The sequence below is a fragment of the Pseudomonas sp. NY15372 genome (assembly GCF_048068215.1).
Classification (GTDB): Bacteria; Pseudomonadota; Gammaproteobacteria; order Pseudomonadales; family Pseudomonadaceae; genus Aquipseudomonas; species Aquipseudomonas guariconensis_A.
The window spans coordinates 1-18,484 of the sequence record NZ_JBLUPY010000021.1; the positions used below are offsets into that span (position 1 = coordinate 1).

Here is an 18,484-nt window from a genome sequence, read left to right on the forward strand (position 1 = left end):
CCCCCACGGCCCGCCCCCCCCCCCCCCCCCCCGGCGGGGGGGGGGGCCGCGGGCGCCCGGGGGTTTGGGCCGGTACTGGCGGTGGATCAATTGGCGAATGTACCTTGCAGGTGCTCGGCCCGAAACTCCAGCGTCTGCGGACGATACCCGGCGCGCAGCGGCGGCAGGGGCAGGCAATCGGTCCAGGTGGCGCCGGGCTGCAGTTCGCCGGGGCCGCGGTAGCGCGGGGCGTTGTAGGTGTTCTCGGCCAGGTTGACGGTATCGCCCGGGGTGTAGGCGGCGACGCGCCAGCGCAATTCGGTCAGGGGAACATCGTTGCCGTTTTTCATGCGCACCTGCAAGGCACGGTCGGCGGGGCACTGGTCGGGGGCGTAGGTCAGGCGCAGGTCCAGGCGAGCCAGTTGCGAGGCTTCGCGGGTGTCCTGCCAGACCACCCACAGCGCCACCAGCCCCAGGCCGAGCACGGCGGCCAGGGAAATCGGCAGGGCCTTGGCTGGGTAGCGCAGCAGCAATACCAGCCAGGTGAGGATGAGCAGGGCGCCGATGAGCATGGCGGGGTTAGACCTTGTTGCAGCGGGTCAGGTCATCCTAGCTGGAAAACGGGGAGGGCTCAAAAGCGGGAGGGCGTTGCCCTCCTTTCGCGGCACAAGGCCGCTCCTACAGAGCCCTGCACAACGGCAGACCTCTGTAGGAGCGGCCTTGTGCCGCGAAAGGGCCGCAAAGCGGCCCCAGGGTCCCACTTACTGCGCGATGGTCTTCACCGAAACCCCACGCTCCACTGGCGTGGAAGTACGCCCGTAGACATCCTCGAAGCGCTCGATGTCGTCCTCGCCCAGGTAGCTGCCGGACTGCACTTCGATGATCTCCAGCGGGATCTTGCCCGGGTTGCGCAGGCGGTGGATCGAGGCGATGGGGATGTAGGTCGACTGGTTCTCGGTGAGCAGGAACACGTTCTCGTCACAGGTCACCTCGGCCGTGCCCGATACCACGATCCAGTGCTCGGCACGGTGGTGGTGCATCTGCAGCGACAGGCTCGCGCCCGGCTTGACGGTGATGTGCTTGACCTGGAAGCGGCCACCCATGTCCACCGAGTCGTACGAGCCCCATGGGCGATACACCTCGAGGTGGTTCTGGGTTTCGCTGCGGCCCTGCTGGTCGAGGGTGTTGACCAGTTGCTTCACGCCTTGGACCTTGTCCTTGTGGGCGATCATCATGGCGTCCTTGGTCTCGACCACGACGATGTTCTCCAGGCCGATCACCGATACCAGCTTGCCGTTGCCATGGATCATGCAGTTGCGGCTGTCCTGCACCACCACGTCGCCCTTGGTGACGTTGCCGTCGGCGTCCTTGTCGTGCACTTCCCACAGCGACGACCAGCAACCTACGTCGCTCCAGCCGGCCGACAGCGGCACCACGCAGGCGCGCTGGGTCTTTTCCATCACCGCGTAGTCGATGGAGTTGTCCGGGCAGCAGGCGAAGGTGGCGGCATCGATGCTCAGGGTGTCGCCGTCTTCCTCGCTGCGCTCCAGGGCCAGCAGGCAGGTGTCGTAGATGTCCGGGTCGTGCTTCTTCAGCTCTTCGAGGAAGCGGCTGGCGCGGAACAGGAACATGCCGCTGTTCCAGAAGTAGCCGCCGGCACGGACGAACTCGTTGGCGCGTTTCTCGTCAGGCTTCTCGACGAATTGCGCCACACGCGCCACGCCTTCGGGCAGCAGGGCATCCTGGCTGGAGCGGATGTAGCCGTAGCCGGTCTCGGGCTTGGTCGCCGGCACGCCGAACAGCACCATCTCGCCGCGCTCGGCCGCCACGGTGGCCAGGGCCAGGGCGCGCTGCAGGGCCTTCTGGTCCTCGATCACATGGTCGGCTGGCAGTACCAGCATCAGCTCGTCACGGCCTTCGTTGACCAGCTTCATGGCGGTCATGGCCACCGCAGGAGCAGTGTTGCGGCCGAAGGGCTCCATCAAAAGGCCCTGGGTCTGCAGGTTCAGGCCGGCCAGCTGCTCCTGGACGATGAATTTGTGGTCTTTGTTGCACACCACGATGGGTGCATCCATGCCTTCGAACACCAGGCGCTGGAGGGTCTGCTGGAACAGGGTGTGTTCACCGGTCAGGGCCAGGAACTGCTTGGGGAACTGCTTGCGCGACAGAGGCCACAGACGCGAACCGCTACCACCAGAAAGAATTACCGGGATCATGATGTTTCTCCAAAAGGTCGATAGGGGCTTGGATCAGTTGCTGGCGACTGGGCGGGTGACCCAGACCGGCGACAGGCTGCTGCCGGAACCGGTGACATAGAGCACCGCCGCTTCGCCGCGCTCGAGGGCGACAGGCTTGAGGTCGCTGACCTTCTTGTCGCCTTCGTACAGGGCCAGGTTGACCTTGACCGGGTTGATCTCACGCTCGCCACGGCCGTTGGCGGCCACGGTCTTGACCACTTCGGTCTTGCCATCGGCGGTCTTGAGGGTCAGCGACTGGTCGGTGAGGTTCTGCACCCGCACCAGGGCCTTCTGCTTGTTCTTGAACGGTGGCTCCTCGATCAGCTGCGGGGTGCCGCTGGCGTTGTTGACCAGGGTGTAGTACTTGTCCGCGGCCAGCTTGACCGGGACGCTCTTGCCGCCGACCTGGGCGGTGTAGTCACCGCCTGGCAGGAAGCTGAAGTCGCTGCTGGCCTGGGCGCCGACCTGCTTGATCTGGGTGTTGCCCACGGACGCTGCGGCCGGGGCGTTTGCGGCGTTGTACAGGCGCACGAAGGTCGAGCCCTTCGGCGCGCTTGGGCCATAGAGTGCCGCATCGGCGCCGGCGAGGGCCTGCAGGGAGAGCAGGGACAGGCCTGCCGCGAGGGTGAACGCTTTGGCGAAGGAAGGTTTGTTGGTCATGTGCATGTCCTCTTCAGTGAACCGTCCGATTGGACGACAGAGCCAGGTTTTCTTCGGATTTGCGGGTGTTCTTCAGCTGCGCGATCCACTGCGGATCGAATGCGCTGAGGTCGTTCTTCATTGGCAGATAACGTTCCGGGAATTCCCACACCACCACTTGCGGGGCGTTGTCCTTGAAGGCGTCGCTCTGCAGGTACTTGAGCATCGGCAGCAGCGGGCCATGGCCGTCTTCGGCGTAGTTGGCCACGTCGCTGCGCAGTGCCTGCTGCAGGGCGCCGAGGAAGTTCCAGTGCGGGTTGGCGCTGTAGCTGGTGCCTACCAGCGCCACCGGGATCTGGGTTTCGGCGAACAGTGCATCGCCTGATTCACCCGTGGCCTCGGCCGGTCGGGTGGTGCGTTGCTGCAGGTTGTCCGGGCTCGGCAAAAGGTTGCTGAACAGCGGGTCGAGCGGCAGGAAGTTGGTCAGGTCGCCTTTGTACGGGCTGGTGCCGCCGGCCTCGGTAATGAACTGCTGCGGATCGCCGTTGAGCAGGTTCTGGCGCGATACCGCCTCGGCCAGGGCCTGGGCCGCGACTTCGGCGCCCATGGGCGTCCAGTGGGTGTCGGTGCGCAGGAATACCTGGCCGCGGGCCTTGGCCTGCTCCATCGGGGCCATCAGGTCCGGAGCGAACACGCCGGCCTGGCGGGCCTGGGCGTGGAACTGGTTGTACAGGTCGCTATGCAGGCTGGCTGGCAGGGCCTTGCCCAGGTACTCCGAATAGACCCGAGCCTTCGCCGGGACGATCGCCAGTACCAGCTGGGTGCCGTGGCGCTGCAGGGTGTCGCGCACGCCACGGATCAGCGCCAGGTTTTCCTGCATCAGTTGCTCGGCGCCAGCGGTAGGCTTGAACTCCTCGTCGGTGAACAGCCACTGGTCGCGGCCCAATACCACGCCCGGGCGGCCTTCGTTGAACAGCTTGAAGTCCAGCGCGGCCCACAGGTTGGTGCCGATGCGCTTGATCGGGAACTGCTCGTCGTAGTGGGTCTCGGCGGCCTTGGCCAGCTTGCCGTTGAGCAGGGTCATCTGCTCGGTACGGTTGAAGCTCTCAAGGCCACCCACCGACCAGGCACCTAGCCCGGTCAGCAGGCCCAGGAACGACAGCGAATAGGTGATGCGTAGTGTCCGGTTCATGATTCAGGCCTCAGAACTGGAAGTAGAGGAACGGTGAGTAGCTCTGTGCCGAGAGCTTGAGCACCGAGGCAACGAACAGCAGCAGGACCAGGGCGCGGGTCATGACGCGGGTCCAGTCCAGGCCGATGGAGCCGTCGGCGTTGATCTGCACCGGGGTCGGCTTGGGCGTGGGCTTGGCGTTGCGGTAGAAGTCGCGCAGGCCGAACACCGCCAGGGTGACGTAGGCCACCACCAGGGTCGCGACCTGAAGGCCGGTGAGTTGGGCGCGGTTGAGTTCCGACAGCTGCCAGTCGCCGAAGCTGAACATGGCGCCGTACATGCGGCCGGCCACGTGGAGGTTCTCGGCGCGGAAGATCACCCAGCCGATCACCACCAGCAGGAAGGTGAAGGCCCACTTGACCGGGTTGAAGCGCTGCGGGTTGGTGTCCAGGCCCAGGGCGCGTTCGATGGCGAGCCAGGTGCCGTGCCAGGCGCCCCAGATGATGTAGGTGAAATTGGCACCGTGCCACAGACCACCCAGCAGCATGGTCAGGAACAGGTTGCGGTAGGTGTTGAAGGTGCCTTTGCGGTTACCGCCCAGGGTGATGTACAGGTAGTCGCGCAGCCAGGTGGACAGGCTGATGTGCCAGCGCCGCCAGAACTCGGTGATCGACTGGCTGATGTACGGCTGCTTGAAGTTCTCCATGAAGCGGAAGCCCATCATCAGCCCCAGGCCGATGGCCATGTCGCTGTAGCCGGAGAAGTCGAAGTACAGCTGCGCGGTGTAGGCCAGCGCGCCGAGCCAGGCATCGCCCGTGGTGGGGTTCTGCAAGGCGAAGCAGTGGTCGGCGACCACCGCCAGGGTGTCGGCGATGAACACTTTCTTGATGAAGCCCTGCATGAAGCGGGTGCAGCCTTCGGAGAACTTGTCCAGGGTGTGGGTGCGGTTGTTGAACTGGTCGACCAGGTCCTTGAAGCGCAGCACGGGGCCGGCGATCAGGTGCGGGAAGATCGCCACGAAGGCCGCGAAGTCGATCAGGTTGCGCGTGGCCGGGGTGTCGCCGCGGTACACGTCGATGATGTAGCTGATCGACTCGAAGATATAGAACGAGATACCGATCGGCAGCAGCACGTGGGTGAGGATGAACGGCTGCATGCCGAACGAGGTGATGATCGCGTTGAGGCTGTCGACGCCGAAGTTGGCGTACTTGAAATAGCCCAGGATCGCCAAGTCGACGCCCACGCCCAGCAGCAGCCAGCGTTGGGCTGGCTTGGTGCGCACGCCGGCGGCGCCGACTTTCAGGCCGATCCAGTAGTTCCACAGCGTGACCCCGGCGAACAGGGCAAGGAAATCCACCCGCCACCAGGCATAGAAGATATAGCTGGCGATCAGCAGCAGCAGGTTGCGATAGCGTTGCCCGCTCAAGTAGTACAGGCCGAGGAATATCGGCAGGAACAGGAACAGGAACACGTTGGACGAAAAGACCATCCGGGTTCTCCTTGTCGTTCATCAACCGGGGCAAAGCGCCCCCCAAACCCCCCAGTCCGAAGACGGGGAGCAACCAGGTACCGGTGGGAGCTGGCTTGCCGGCGATGCAAGGCGAAGCCTTGCTCAGCGGTAGTCCGGGGCCGTTGGGCGGCCCATCGCCGGCAAGCCGGCTCCCACAGGGTTTTGTGTTACTTCTTGCTTTGCGCGCTCGGGTCGTAGACCCGCGTCAAGTCGCCACCCAGGCGGAAATTGTTGAACGGCTGCATGCCGCGCTTGCGCTTGAGGGTGTCGCCGCTGCACTGGTACAAGCTGCACCACGGTTCGAGCCAGGCGTACTTGCTGTCGACCTTCAGGTCCTTCATGTCCTGCTTCTCGCCGTTGCGCTTCTTGAACGCGCTCGGGTCGCGGGCGCCGTAAAGCACTTTTTGGCCCAGGCGATGCAAGGCGTTGTTGTTCTCGCCACGCAGGTCCACACCGTTGGCCTGGGCGAAGCTCGCGACCATCGCCAGCGGCGGCAGGGCATAGTTGTGGTAGGCCAGGGCGCGCTGCTTGCGCTTGAGCTCGTTGGGCAGGAAGCCCTGCTCATCGACCTGGTTGGCGCCGACCTTGTATTCCTTCACCGCCCAGTCGAACAGGTCGCGCCGGTCGGTGGCCACGGCGGTGGCCATGACCGCCCAGGCCGCCCAGTAGCTGTGGTTGTTGATCTTCTCCAGCGGCAGGTCGCTCCAGTCGCGCACGGTCTGTTCGGCCAGGCGCGCCAGCCATTTCTCGATCAGCTCGGCCTCGGCCTGGTGCGCGGCCAGCGGCTGGGAATTGGAGAATTTCAGGCGCAGCCACGAACCGCTCATGCTGCCCAGCGCCCATTTGCGCATGGACTTGCCGGTGTGGTTGTAGTCGGTGGACTCCAGTGCCCCGGCCCGGGCCCAGGTACCGAGCCAGGTCAGGGTGCAATCCAGCTGCGCCGGGCGGCCGTCGCGCATGTACTGACCGACCATCTTGCTCACGCCGCGCTCGAGGGTGGTGATGTCCTCGGTGGACTTGCGAAAGGCCTTGTCGGAGGCGGCATTGAACGTCGCCCGCGCCTTGTCGGAGCCTTCGTACTTGCTGCGGAACTGCAAGGCGCCGGTGTAGGGCCTTGGCGCCGGTTCGCAGCGGAAGTTGCCGTCCTTGGTCTTGAGCTTTTCGATCCCGGCGTAGTACCCCTGTGGAGGCACCAGGCCGCCGGCCTGCGCGGCCGGGCCGAACAGGGCCAGGGCGAGCAGGGCGGGGGTGGTGATCTTGCGCAATGGAGTCATGGTCGCCTCACTGGCCGGCTTGCGCTGTGCTTTGCGCATGGCCGGCGAAGTTGTTGCGTTTGCACAGCTTGGCCTCGACCTTCTGGGTACCGTTTTCCGGCCCCTGGACTTCGAGGGCGAGCAGGTTCTGGTCAGCCCAGTCTTCGTCCTCGCGCATCTGGAAGACGAAGCGGCCATCGGTATCGGAGGTCTCCGGTTTTTCGATCTTGATGTCCTCGTGGCGGCCGTTGAGGTACCAGAGGGTGGCCTGCAGCACCTTGACCGAGGGGTCCTCGAACTTGATGTCCATCTGCAGGTTGCGGTTGATCAGGTCCTTGATCACGCCGTTCTTGCCATTGACCATCAGCTCGTTCTTGCCGGGCTTGAGGGTGGCGCTGGCGCTCATCTGCGCAGGGCGGCCGTCACAGCCGTCGTCGAGCAGGGCGAGGATCTGGCGCCAGATGGTTTCCTGGTCCAGGCGGTAGAGCGGGGAGAATTCCCAGATCAGGATCTTGGGTGGGTTCTTCTGGAACTCCTCGCTGCCCAGGTACTGGATCATCGAGCCTTCCAGGCCGCCACCGGGGAAGGCGACGTTGAGCACATCGGCACCGATGTACTGCTGCAGGAAGCCGGAGAAGTTGTAGTTCTTGCCGCTGTGGCTGGTGCCGACCAGGGTGATCTGGGCATTGCCCGAGTCGCCGAACAGGTCGTCGCCACCGCTGGCACCGCCCTTGGGTTCGGTGGCGAACTGGTCCATGTACTGCACCGCATAGCTGGTGCCGCACAGCTGGCCGGCAACGTTGTGCAGGGTGCCGGTCTTGCCCATGCGCCCGGACTTGTGGGTCTCGAATTCCTTGCGCGGGATGCCTTCGAAGGCCGGCATGTCATGCACGGTGTCGGCCACGATCTTGGCCGCGCGCTCGGCGCCGTACGGCGTCCAGTGCTGGTCGCCGCGGAAGTAGAAGTCCTTGCCCTGGTCGGCTGCGGCCAGTTGCTCGTTGGTCAGCGGCGACAGGTCGGGCACGTTGTAGCCCATCTTGGCGAAGCGCTGGAGCATGGCGCGGTAGTTGCCCAGGGCCTTCTGGTAGTCGAAGGCGGCTTTCTCGGCCGGGTTGAGCATGTTGCGGTTCACCAGGCCACGGGTCGGCTGGTACACCAGCACCAGCTCGATGCCGCGCTTCTTGAACGCATCGTGCACCTGCTGCAGGCGCTTGTAGCCGGCCGGGGTGGTGCTGAACTCGGTGCGTAGGTCTTCACGGGTACGGAACAGCCAGTCGCCCTGGGCCTGCACCAAGGTGGTGAAGTTCTGCTGGTAGCGGGTCACGTAGCGGCTGGCGTCGTGGGCCTCGGGGCACAGCTGGCAGCAAGGCTCGGCGGTGAAGCTCGGGGCCTGCACGTCGGCGGCGCGCACGCCCTGGCTGATGGCCAGGAGGGCAGCGGACAGGCCGAGCAATTTCATCAGGTGTGGGGTCATGGTCTGGGCTTCCTTAGTCGATCATTTCGGCCTGGCGTTCGACCGGGTCGATCAGCACAGCCTTCTGCTGGCGCACCAGCAGGTCGAGGATTTCGTCCTGGCGCTCGCCCAGCACGCCATTGAGGCTGATGCCGTTGGACTTGCGTGGCGCCAGCATGGAGACCTTGTACAGTTCCACCGACAACGGCGAGTCGATCGACAGCGGGCCGGAACCGTTGGCCGCCAGCTCGCCGCCGACGACGATCAGCGAGACCTTGGTGTCGAACGGGTCGAGGGCGATGTCGCGGTCGGTGTCGGAAAGGTCCTTGATGTGCCCGTATACACCGACCAGGCCGTTGGCCATGGCGACGTTCTCGTACAGGCGGATGTTCACGCTGTTACGCACGCGGATGCCGTGGCGGCGGTTGTTGATCAGCTTGTTGCCCCAGATCAGGTTGTCGCCGCTCTCGTACAAGGTGATGCCGTCGGTGTGGTTGCGGTAGATCTCGTTGTAGGCGACCAGGTTGTTGACGCTGTTACGGTCCAGGACCACGCCGGAGAGCTTGTTGTCGTAGCTCTTGTTGTTGATGATCCAGCTGTCGTTGACTTCACGGGAGATGATGATCCCGTGCTTCTTCTTGGTGCCGTACACGGTGTTGCCGGCGATGATCAGGCGGTGCGAACGGTCATGGGGGTCGATGCCATAGACGATGTTGTCGCGGTAGGTGTTGTCCTTGACCACGAAGTCCTGGGTCTCGTAGCAGTAGAAGCCGTACCACATGTCGCTGAACTCCGAGCCGATGATCCAGCCGGTGGGTTCCGGGCGGCCCATGCGCTTGGCCATGTTCGGCGTGTACTGGGAAATACTCACCCCGTACGACTTACTCTTGGCGTAGCCGAAGCTGGCCATCTTGGTATTGACGATGTAGGTCTCGGTGCCCCCCCAGGACAGCAGGAACGGGCGGAACTCGTCCGGCTTGCGGAACGTGGCCGGGCCGTTGGCCTGCTCGCGCCAGCCGGTGACCTGGGTATCGGTGACGAACAGCTTGCCGTCGTTGACGATGAACGAACCACCCTCCTGGGACAGGCGCAGCTCCTTGACCTTGCCGTTGATTTCCAGCACGCCTTTCTGGCCGACCACGATGGGCAGGCGCGCCAGGTACACGCCCGGTTCGGTTTCGCGCAGGTACTGCTTGGGCACCTGCTTGCTCAACTGCACCAGGTCGACATGCCCGTCGTCGACGAAAATCGCCTGGGGGATGCCGTGCTGGCGCCGAACCCATTCGGCGCCCTTGTTGTCGCCGCCGATGAATTCCTTGAGCGACTCTTCCTGGAGCATCCGGCGTACGCTGACCTTGCCCTTGCGGCTGCGATCGAGCTTCTTCTGCACTGCCTCGGCGGTGAAGCCTGTGAGGTCGGGCAGCTTGGGCGGGTCCATGTGCAGGGGCTCGACCGGAGCGCTGGAGACTGTGTAGGTCTTGGCCTGCTGCAGTTCCTTGACCACCGGCTTGGTCGGCTCGGCCAGGGCCAGGCCGCTGCTGGCGAGCAGCAGGGCACTGGCCAACAGGCCGTGGCGGAAATTCGGGTGAAGGTTCATGAGTGTCCTCTCCCGGGCCTCAGTAGCGCCAGATCACGTCGACGAAGGCGCGGTGCATGTACGAGTCGGTCTCGCTGCCGTAGGCGTCGCCTGGCTTGAACACGCCGGCACGCAGGCGCACCAGGGCCGAAGGCTCGTCGATCGACTGGCTCAGCGAGGCCGGCAGCAGGCCCTGCTTGAAGTACTTGGTGACCACCACGTCCATCTCCTGGCCCAGGTCCTTCTCACCGTTGATCAGCGGACGGTTCACACCGTTGTCCTCGACCACGGCGTTGATGCCGCTGGAGCCGATGTTCTGCTGGTCATCGACGCGCCAGAACTTGTGGTAGATGAAGCTTGCGTCGTAGTCGTCGCGCAGCTGCCAGGAGGCGAACAGGGTGGCCGCTTGCAGGTTGCCCAGCTCGCCACGGAAGGCTTCGCCGAAGCGGTGCACGCGCGAACGGGTGCCGGTGTAGTTGGAGCGGTTGCTCTCAAGGCCGGTCTGCTCGTAGTTGCTCGAGCCGTCGCTGCCGCCACCGCCGCTGCCGCGGGCATAGGCCGCACCGACTTGCCAGTTGGGGTTCAGGCGCAGGCGCACGCCCAAGTCGGTGGCCCAGGCATTGACGTCGCCGCTCTGCTTGCCGGTGGCGACCTGTTCATTGCCCACGGTCTGGCTGCTGAGGCTGTCGCGATCGCCGGTCAGCCAGGTGACGCTGCCCCAGTAGTTGACGGTGTGGTCGTTGCGCCAGTTGTAGGCGTCGCTGTTGGCCTCCAGGCCCAGCCAGGTGAGGTCGCCGGTGCGGGTCTTGTCCAGCGCGTCGACGGTCTCGCCCGGGTCTTTCAGGCTGCCGCTGTCGTGGGTGTGGTGGGCGCGCACGCCAACCCAGTGCCCCGGCGTCCATTGCGTGGCGACGTTGCCGTAGACGTGGGTGCGGTCCTTGTCTTCGGGCGCCAGCTCGGTGAGGTCGGTGCGGTATTCGCTGAAGCGCTGGGCCACGCCCAGGTCGGCCTTGAGCAGGGTGGTGTCGAAGGTCCAGTTCAGCGCTTCGATGTTGGTATCGCGCCACATGCCGTCGTCGCTGCGCAGGCGCTGGCGACCGAAGCGCAGCTGCTCGCCTGGGTACGGGGTGAAGCCGCTGTAGCCGACCCAGAACTCGCGCATCGCCAGGTAGCTCTTGTCGGGCTTGCGACCGTCGTCGGCGTTGTCCACGGTGCTGCCGTCGTCGGACTGGCGCAGAGTGTCGGTCTCGATGATGTCGGTGGCGGTCACCGCCTGGCCCATGGCGAAGGCGCTCCAGTTGCCACGCTCGCCGTACACCCAGGGGCGCAGGTCAAGGCCCAGGCCGTTCACGTCGCCGCCGGAGCGGGTGCCCAGGTCGCGGTCGTCCTCGGACTGGCCGGTGATCTTGATGTCCAGGCCGAAGTTCTTGTCGGCTGTCATTTCCGCCAGGGTCGGGCAGGACCACAGCAGGGCGAAGCTCAGGCCAATGCCGGCTTTCACGAATGGATTGAGCGTCATAGCGAGTCCTCACCGTCTACTTCTTTTTCTTCGTCTTGCAGGGCTTCTTGGGCCAGGGTGCTGTTGCCGACCTGGGCCATGCTGCCGCGCGCCTGCTTTTCCTGGTCCAGCAGTTGCTGGGCCTGGCTGCGTTGCTCGGGTGTCAGTTGCTGGTCGAGCTGTTGCAGCAACTCGGCCGACTGGGGTGTCGGGTTGGCCTGGGCCAGCTGGGCGAATACCCAGGCGTTGGCCGGTGCCGGGCGGATGCCGTGGCCCTCGCTGAACAGCTGGGCCAGGGCGTAGTCGGCACTGAGCTGGCCGCCACGGGCGGCGCTGAGCAGGTGGTCGACGGCCTTCTGCGGCTCGACGTGGCCCAGGTAGCCGCGGCGATACAGCTGGCCGAGGTAGTAGTGGGCGCTGATCTCGCCGGCATCGGCGGCCGCCTGCAGGTGCTGCTCGGCCTTCTTGGCATCGGCCGGCAGGGTCTTGCCTTCGTAGTAGAGGCGGCCCAGCAGCAGTTCGGCGCGAGGCTGTTCGGCCTCGCGGCCTTTGTCGATGTAGGCCAGCAGTTGGTCGTTGTCGCCAAGCTCGGGGAAGTCGTACACCAGTTGCGCCAGGCTCACCCAGGAGGCCGGGTTGACCGGTGCCACTTGCTCGAGCAGTTCCTTGGCGGTCTTCTCGTCGGTCTGGCCCAGGCTGCGGTCGGCCAGGACACGGGCGACGCTGTCGACCCGGGTGGCGGGTACCGCGCCGCTGCCATAGGCGGCCTTGAGCTGCTGGATCAGCGCGGCCTGCTGGTCGGGCTGGGCACGCTTCTGGTAGACGGTGGCCAGTTCCACGTAGCAGATATCGGTGGTGTTCAGCGCGGCCTTGCAGATCTTCTCCACATCGCCCAGGTGCTGGTCGTAGGTGCCCTGGGTGCGATAGAGCAGCACCTGGGCCAGGCCCGCCTCGGGGTTGCCGGCGGCGCGCCACTGGTCGATCTGCTGCTGGGCGTTCACGTTGGGGAAGCTCTGCGGGTATTGCAGGTAGAGCATCGCCAAGGGGATCAGGGTATTGGTCTCACCCTGTTGCGCTGCGAGCTTGAGCAGGGTCTCGGCTTCCTGGCGCTCGGCCTGGGTGGCGTCGGGTTTGGCCACCAGCAGGCGGCCGAGGCGAGCCTGGGCGCGCGGCGAAGTGGCCGCGGCGGCGCGGTAGGTGGCCTCGGCCTGCTTGAGCTGGGCCGGGTCGCGTGTGGCGACCTGGATATCGGCCAGGCCCACCTGGGCATCGCTGTAGCCCAGGTCGGCCAGGGCCTTGTAATTGCGTTCGGCCAGCGCGGTATCGCCGCGCTTCATGGCTTCGTTGGCCAGGCGCTGGTCGGGCAGGCCGGAACAGCCGGCCAGGGCGACGGCCAGGGCCAGGCCACAGAGCCCCAGGTTTTCCCGGGCCCAGTGGGAGCTGGCTTGCCAGCGATTGGCCAATGCCGCGGCTGGGCGAGCGCTGCGCGCTCGATCGCCGGCAAGCCGGCTCCCACAGGGGGTACGAAGTCCGCTAGTCATCGTTCGATCCCTCTTACAGCCCGCGGGCCACGGCCTTGTCGATCAGCCAGTCCAGCGACGGGCCACGGTCGGCGTTGACCGAGGCAGGACGGCCGGCCAGTTCGGCAGGCAGGGCGCCGTCGGGCTTGATCTGCACGCGGATGTCCGAGGCCAGGTCTTCGCTGTTGAGGTTGGCGCTGCTGACGATCTGACCAGTACGCACGTCGTCTTCGCCGGCGATCTGGAACTGCACACGGGTGCCAGGCTTGACCTGGTCGAACTGGCGGTAGCTGAAGCGCGCCTCGATCATCGGGTTGCTGGTCCGCGGAATCAGCTGGAAGATCGGCTGGCCCTTGGCAGCGTACTGGCCGTCGTTAACCAACTGGCGGGAGACCACGCAATCGCACGGGCTGGTGAGGGTGCCGGACAGCTGCTTGCCGAACAGCTCCTCGACCTTGGCTGGCTCGAGCTGGGAGTCGTCCAAGTGGCCCTTGAGCATGTCCAGCATGCTGGTGCTGAAGCTCGCCAGCGGGGCGCCCTTGACCACTTGGCCGCCACTTTCCACCAGGCTCTGCACGGTGCCGTCGCGAGGCATGGTGACGTTGGTGGTGGGCACGGCGACTACGCCGGCCTCGGCGTGGCTGACGAAGTACATGCCATACAGCGACTTGGCGATGAAGCCGAAGGCGGCCACGCCGACCACGAACACGCCGAGGCTGACGGTGACCGCGCGCAGACGGCCGAAGGCCGACAGGCCCGAGCCGTTGTCCTTCTGCTTGCGCGCCTTGGTGAAGTTGTCGCGCTGCAGGGTGCTGAGCACGCCGCCCACGTCGATCATTTCGCCGGACAGGAAGGTGGTGATGATGTGGCGCAGGGTCGCCACGTCGCGCGGTTCCAAGTTCTGGAACTGCACGCCAGTGCGGCCGTTGCTCTGGTAGGAGCGGACCTGGAACTCGACGTCCATGGACAGGCCCAGGTTGTCGACCGTGAACTGCAGGCGGCCACGCAGCACGTCGCCGACATTCAGCGGTTTGTTGGTGTGGAAGGACAGGCCCCCGGCGGAGAGATCGTCCACCTTCACATCGTGCGTCTCGCGGTTGCGGTCCAGGTAGCGCAGCTTGGCGGGGATGCGTACCCGTACATGCTGGCGCTGGGCTTCGGACTCATGCACGACATTGGCGTTCACGGCGGTATTCATGGCGATTTCGTTCCTGTTAGTTCCGTTCCGGGGGGGCTCACACGATCATGAACAGCACAGCGACGAAGATGCTGGCCGCCGAGAAGGTCATGGTCCGCGAGGACCAGGTGTTGAACCATTGTTGAAAACTTGCGAGGTCACGCTTGAGCGCAGTCGGCTGGCGGGTCCACGACTGTTTGTCGAGGCGGAAGAACACGTAGATCTTCATGATCGCGCCGACGATCTGGTTGTAATAAAGAATCAGCGGGTAGGCCGGCCCTACGTTGTGGCCCGAGCACAGCAGCATGATGGTGAGGATCAGGCGGGTGATGCCGATCCACAGCAGGTACACCAGCAGGAAGCCCAGGCCGAACTTGAGGCTGGCGATCACCGCCACGGTCAGGCCCAGCAGGCTGGTCCACATGGACACGCGCTGGTCGAACAGGACGATGCTGGTGAACAGCCCCAGGCGCTTGAGGCCCAGGCCCAGTGCACGGGAGTTCTGCCGCAGGTTGTTGCCGTACCAGCGGTACATCAGCTTGCGGCTGGCCTTGAGGAAGCTCTTCTCCGGTGGGTGCTCGACCGTGTTGATCGCCGCGTCCGGCACGTAGAAGGTGTCGTAGCCCAGGCGCATGAGGCTGAACCAGCTGGACTTGTCGTCACCGGTGAGGAACTTGAAGCGGCCCAGGCGCCAGTGGTGCAGCGAATCGCTTTCCACGTCGGCGATGAACTCGGGGTTGGTCACCACGCTTGCGCGGAACATCGACATCCGGCCGGTCATGGTCAGCACGCGCTTGGACAAGGCCATCGAGCACATGTTGATGTGGCGCTGGGCGAAGCGCAGCTTGTGCCACTCGCTCATGATGTAGCCGCCGCGCACTTCGCAGAATTCGTTGGTGGTCAGGCCACCGACATTGGGGAACAGCTTGAACCAAGGTACGGTCTTGCGGACCACGCCTTCGCCGAGCACGGTGTCGCCATCGATCACCGCGACCACGGCATGTTCGTCGGGCATCATCCGCGAGATGGCGCGGAAGCCGAAGGCCAGGCCGTCGCGCTTGCCGGTACCGGCGATGCGCACGAAGTCCAGCTTGACGTGGGCGGGCGGGTTGTAGCGGGCCCACAGGCTCTTGACCAGCAGCTCGTCGGACATCTCTACCAGCGAACAGACCACGGTGGTGGGGTAGCCACAGTCGATCGCCTCGCGGATCACCGAGCTGTAGACCTGCGCGGTGGTGTGGGCATCGATGCGGAAGCTGGTGACCATCAGGTACACATGGGACGGGTCGGCCGCCTTGCCCAGCTTGCGCACTTTACGGCGCAGGTACGGGTAGACGCCGTAGAGGAAGACCATGCCACGGATGAAATGGGTGGCGCCCATGGAGTAGCGCCAGATGCCGACAGCGCCGACCAGGAAGATGAAGTGCTTCGACTGCGAGTCGAAGATGTCGCTGGGCAGGGCCAGGGCGATCAGCATGAGCAGGCTCACGTAGAGCAGCCACCCGGCGCACTGCAACAGCACTGTCTGGAGCCTTTGCATGTTCAGCATCCGTCGCGAGAATCAGGGGGAAGGGCAGCGGTCGCCCGCTGCCCGGCCGGTTACCAGCAGATGCCTTCGGTACGGCTGGTGGCGCAGGTCGGCTTGGTCATGAAGCCGACCAGGTCGATCACCTGCTTGCCTTCCGGTGCCTGCTGGGCGAGGGCGCGGAACTTCTCGTCGCGGTTGCCCAGGATGATCACGTCGGCGTTGTCGATGACGTGCTGCAGGTCATCGTTGAGCAGCGAGGAAACGTGCGGGATCTTCGACTCGATGTAGTCCTTGTTGGCGCCGTGGACACGGGCGTACTGGACGTTCTGGTCGTAGATGTTCAGCTCGTAGCCCTTGCCGATCAGGCGCTCGGCCAGTTCCACCAGCGGGCTTTCACGCAGGTCGTCCGTGCCGGCCTTGAACGACAGGCCCAACAGGGCGACCTTGCGCTTGTCGTGGCTTTCGATGATGTCGAAGGCGTTCTGCACCTGGGACTCGTTGCTGCGCATCAGCGAGTCGATCAGAGGTGCCTTCACGTCCAGGCTCGAAGCGCGGTAGGTGAGGGCGCGCACGTCCTTGGGCAGGCACGAGCCGCCGAAGGCGAAGCCTGGGCGCATGTAGTACTGGGACAGGTTCAGGACCTTGTCCTGGCAGACCACGTCCATCACGTCGCGGCCATCGACACCCACGGCCTTGGCGATGTTGCCGATCTCGTTGGCGAAGGTGACCTTGGTGGCGTGCCAGACGTTGCAGGTGTACTTGATCATCTCGGCCACTTCGACCGGCTTGCGGATGATCGGCGCGTCCAGTTCCTCGTAGATGGCCTGGAGCACGTCGCCGCTGGCCTTGTCCAGCTCGCCGATGACGGTCATCGGTGGGCGGTCGTAGTCGGCGATGGCGGTGCTTTCGCGCAGGAACTCAGGGTTGACCGCGACGCCGAAGTCGACGCCGGCCTTCTTGCCGGAGCAGTCCTCGAGGATCGGGATCACCACGTTCTTGACGGTGCCCGGCAGCACGGTGCTGCGCACCACGATGGTGTGGCGGCGCTCGGTGTCGCGCAGCACGTAGCCGATCTCGCGGCACACCGACTCGATGTATTCCAGGCCCAGGTCGCCGTTCTTCTTGCTCGGGGTGCCGACGCAGATCATCGACACGTCGCTGGCACGGATGGCTTCGGCGAAGTCGGTGGTGCCGCGCAGGCGGCCATTGGCGATGCCTTGCTGCAGGAGCTGTTCCAGACCCGGCTCGACGATGGGCGACTTGCCCTGGTTGATCAGGTCGATCTTGGTCTTGGACACGTCCACACCAATCACTTCATGGCCCCGTGCCGACAGGCAGCCTGCACAGACGGCACCCACATAACCCAAACCAAAGATGCTGATACGCATCGTATTCACCTCGTGTGTTTATCACGTCGGTTCCTCCGAGAAGAACCGGACCGGGTTGATTAACCAGCAGTTTTCGGGCGCACGGCTCCCTGGCGAATGAACAGTTCGCCGAACGCAGGCATGAATAAATCCGGAGCGCGCAAAGTTGTGCACTCACAATTGGCAGTAAAAGGCCAGTAATTAAAAGGCGTGCCCTGAAATGCAGCCGTCTTTATTGCAGTTTGCTAACTCGCATACTGCTGTGCTTGTTCTTTCAATTGGAAAAATCCTATGAAATCAACCACTAGGACGATAGTAGGGGCGCGTCTCTCCTTCGTGGACAGGGCCTTCGGTCGGTACCGTTGCGCCTGTCGAAGTTATCGGAGCCGGTAGTGGATACCGGCCGTTGTCATCTGTAAGTCATTTCTCACGTGTGTCGCAGGAAATGCGTTACGGGTCCTATGAGCCGTCGCCGGTAGCAGAAGTTCCGAGGTCGGTTCGGCGGCGGTGAAAGATTTCTTAATATTTTTTCAATCGGAAATACTTTCAATCTGATAGCACAGGGGAATTTGGCCCCCATATATAAAGGGCCAGATCGATGAGGGATGGTTATATGCCAGTATGTGAAAAATTTTTTCAAAAACCGTCAAAAAACTACGAACGGTCTTATGGCATTTTGCGATAAGCGGAGGGGTGGTGGTTTTTTGGCGTCGGGATCGTGGCAGGGTGGCAATATGAAGCACCGCGCGGGCGGCGCTCGATGTACGCCTCCCACAAATCCCAAACCAGGCACTTCAATTGGCCGGATGATCCCGCAGGAACACCAGGTGGTCCTGCTTCGACTGCTCGGCACTGTAGTAATACCCCTGCACGTCGAAGCGCTTGAGCTGCTCGGGGTCGTCGATCCGTTCCTGGATCACGAAGCGGCTCATCATTCCGCGGGCTTTCTTGGCATAGAAGCTGATGATCTTGTATTGGCCGTTCTTCAGGTCCTTGAAATCGACGTCGATCACCCGCGCGTTCAGGGCACTGCGCTTGACCGCACTGAAGTATTCGTTGCTGGCCAGGTTCAGCAGCACGTCATCACCCTGGTCGGCCAGGGCCTGGTTCAGCCATTCGCTGATGCGGGTGCCCCAGAAGGCGTAGAGATCCTTGCCGCGGGCATTGGCCAGCTTGGTGCCCATTTCCAGGCGATAGGGTTGCATCAGGTCCAGTGGGCGCAGCAGCCCATACAGGCCCGAAAGCATGCGCAGGTGGCCCTGGGCGTAGGTGAAATCGTCTTCGCTGAGGCTTTCGGCATCGAGCCCTGTGTACACGTCACCTTTGAAAGCCAACAGGGCCTGCTTGGCGTTGGCGGGTGTGAAATCCGGCGTCCAGCTGCCGAAGCGGGCGGCGTTAAGGCCGGCGAGCTTGTCGGACAGGTGCATCAGTTCGCTGATCTGGGCGGGCGTGAATTCACGCAGTTGGGTGATCAGCTCCTGGGAATCGTCCAGGTACTGGGGCAGGGTGAAGCGCTGGGTCACCGGCGGGGTGTCGTAATCGAGGGTTTTGGCGGGGGAAATCACCGTCAGCATCG

At 64.2% G+C, this 18,484-nt stretch carries 14 protein-coding genes; all 14 read right to left on the reverse strand.

Going from position 1 to position 18,484, the window contains the following annotated elements; all coding sequences use genetic code 11:
* Positions 1-86: 86 nt before the first annotated feature.
* The 14 genes from ACNFG0_RS15225 to yaaA all read right to left on the reverse strand — a co-directional run bounded on the left by ACNFG0_RS15225 (position 87) and on the right by yaaA (position 18,482).
* Complete coding sequence (locus ACNFG0_RS15225) at positions 87-551, reverse strand: multidrug transporter (protein ID WP_196144398.1); 465 nt, start codon at positions 549-551, stop codon at positions 87-89.
* 189 nt (positions 552-740) lie between these two features.
* Positions 741-2,195, reverse strand: a complete 1,455-nt coding sequence (locus ACNFG0_RS15230; protein WP_196144397.1) for a mannose-1-phosphate guanylyltransferase/mannose-6-phosphate isomerase — start codon at positions 2,193-2,195, stop codon at positions 741-743.
* A gap of 33 nt (positions 2,196-2,228) precedes the next feature.
* Positions 2,229-2,876 (reverse strand): alginate O-acetyltransferase AlgF, encoded by a 648-nt coding sequence (locus ACNFG0_RS15235; protein WP_416765466.1) that lies wholly within the window; start codon positions 2,874-2,876, stop codon positions 2,229-2,231.
* A gap of 13 nt (positions 2,877-2,889) precedes the next feature.
* Positions 2,890-4,047, reverse strand: coding sequence for an alginate O-acetyltransferase (locus ACNFG0_RS15240; protein WP_416765468.1), 1,158 nt, complete (start codon positions 4,045-4,047; stop codon positions 2,890-2,892).
* 10 nt (positions 4,048-4,057) lie between these two features.
* Positions 4,058-5,515 (reverse strand): MBOAT family O-acyltransferase, encoded by a 1,458-nt coding sequence (locus tag ACNFG0_RS15245; RefSeq protein ID WP_196144394.1) that lies wholly within the window; start codon positions 5,513-5,515, stop codon positions 4,058-4,060.
* A 188-nt stretch (positions 5,516-5,703) separates the two neighbouring features.
* Positions 5,704-6,810: a mannuronate-specific alginate lyase gene (locus tag ACNFG0_RS15250; RefSeq protein WP_196156314.1), complete on the reverse strand. Its 1,107-nt coding sequence runs from the start codon at positions 6,808-6,810 to the stop codon at positions 5,704-5,706.
* A gap of 7 nt (positions 6,811-6,817) precedes the next feature.
* Positions 6,818-8,263 carry an alginate O-acetyltransferase gene (locus ACNFG0_RS15255; RefSeq protein WP_196144392.1) on the reverse strand — a complete coding sequence of 482 codons (1,446 nt, stop codon included), beginning with the start codon at positions 8,261-8,263 and terminating at the stop codon, positions 6,818-6,820.
* 13 nt (positions 8,264-8,276) lie between these two features.
* The gene (gene algG, locus ACNFG0_RS15260) at positions 8,277-9,839 is read right to left on the reverse strand and encodes a mannuronan 5-epimerase AlgG (protein ID WP_196144391.1); all 1,563 of its coding nucleotides are present in this window, start codon (positions 9,837-9,839) and stop codon (positions 8,277-8,279) included.
* Between the two features lie 19 nt (positions 9,840-9,858).
* Positions 9,859-11,337, reverse strand: a complete 1,479-nt coding sequence (locus ACNFG0_RS15265) for an alginate export family protein (protein WP_416765471.1) — start codon at positions 11,335-11,337, stop codon at positions 9,859-9,861.
* Positions 11,334-12,857, reverse strand: a complete 1,524-nt coding sequence (gene algK, locus ACNFG0_RS15270; RefSeq protein WP_230381314.1) for an alginate biosynthesis TPR repeat lipoprotein AlgK — start codon at positions 12,855-12,857, stop codon at positions 11,334-11,336. Before algK ends, ACNFG0_RS15265 begins: the two co-directional genes overlap by 4 nt.
* 13 nt (positions 12,858-12,870) lie before the next feature.
* Positions 12,871-14,034 carry a PilZ domain-containing protein gene (locus ACNFG0_RS15275; RefSeq protein WP_196144388.1) on the reverse strand — a complete coding sequence of 388 codons (1,164 nt, stop codon included), beginning with the start codon at positions 14,032-14,034 and terminating at the stop codon, positions 12,871-12,873.
* 37 nt (positions 14,035-14,071) lie between these two features.
* Positions 14,072-15,553: a mannuronan synthase gene (gene alg8 / locus ACNFG0_RS15280; RefSeq protein ID WP_216356236.1), complete on the reverse strand. Its 1,482-nt coding sequence runs from the start codon at positions 15,551-15,553 to the stop codon at positions 14,072-14,074.
* Positions 15,554-15,612: 59 nt separating this feature from the next.
* Positions 15,613-16,929, reverse strand: coding sequence for a nucleotide sugar dehydrogenase (locus ACNFG0_RS15285; protein WP_416765472.1), 1,317 nt, complete (start codon positions 16,927-16,929; stop codon positions 15,613-15,615).
* Between the two features lie 773 nt (positions 16,930-17,702).
* Positions 17,703-18,482 carry a peroxide stress protein YaaA gene (gene yaaA, locus ACNFG0_RS15290; protein ID WP_416765473.1) on the reverse strand — a complete coding sequence of 260 codons (780 nt, stop codon included), beginning with the start codon at positions 18,480-18,482 and terminating at the stop codon, positions 17,703-17,705.
* Positions 18,483-18,484 lie beyond the last annotated feature (2 nt).

Bases quoted from the DNA above. Each gene is read 5' to 3' on its own strand.
- ACNFG0_RS15225 (WP_196144398.1), bottom strand. From the start codon at position 551: ATGCTCATCGGCGCCCTGCTCATCCTCACCTGGCTGGTATTGCTGCTG.
- ACNFG0_RS15230 (WP_196144397.1), bottom strand. From the start codon at position 2,195: ATGATCCCGGTAATTCTTTCTGGTGGTAGCGGTTCGCGTCTGTGGCCT.
- ACNFG0_RS15235 (WP_416765466.1), bottom strand. From the start codon at position 2,876: ATGACCAACAAACCTTCCTTCGCCAAAGCGTTCACCCTCGCGGCAGGC.
- ACNFG0_RS15240 (WP_416765468.1), bottom strand. From the start codon at position 4,047: ATGAACCGGACACTACGCATCACCTATTCGCTGTCGTTCCTGGGCCTG.
- ACNFG0_RS15245 (WP_196144394.1), bottom strand. From the start codon at position 5,515: ATGGTCTTTTCGTCCAACGTGTTCCTGTTCCTGTTCCTGCCGATATTC.
- ACNFG0_RS15250 (WP_196156314.1), bottom strand. From the start codon at position 6,810: ATGACTCCATTGCGCAAGATCACCACCCCCGCCCTGCTCGCCCTGGCC.
- ACNFG0_RS15255 (WP_196144392.1), bottom strand. From the start codon at position 8,263: ATGACCCCACACCTGATGAAATTGCTCGGCCTGTCCGCTGCCCTCCTG.
- algG (WP_196144391.1), bottom strand. From the start codon at position 9,839: ATGAACCTTCACCCGAATTTCCGCCACGGCCTGTTGGCCAGTGCCCTG.
- ACNFG0_RS15265 (WP_416765471.1), bottom strand. From the start codon at position 11,337: ATGACGCTCAATCCATTCGTGAAAGCCGGCATTGGCCTGAGCTTCGCC.
- algK (WP_230381314.1), bottom strand. From the start codon at position 12,857: ATGACTAGCGGACTTCGTACCCCCTGTGGGAGCCGGCTTGCCGGCGAT.
- ACNFG0_RS15275 (WP_196144388.1), bottom strand. From the start codon at position 14,034: ATGAATACCGCCGTGAACGCCAATGTCGTGCATGAGTCCGAAGCCCAG.
- alg8 (WP_216356236.1), bottom strand. From the start codon at position 15,553: ATGCAAAGGCTCCAGACAGTGCTGTTGCAGTGCGCCGGGTGGCTGCTC.
- ACNFG0_RS15285 (WP_416765472.1), bottom strand. From the start codon at position 16,929: ATGCGTATCAGCATCTTTGGTTTGGGTTATGTGGGTGCCGTCTGTGCA.
- yaaA (WP_416765473.1), bottom strand. From the start codon at position 18,482: ATGCTGACGGTGATTTCCCCCGCCAAAACCCTCGATTACGACACCCCG.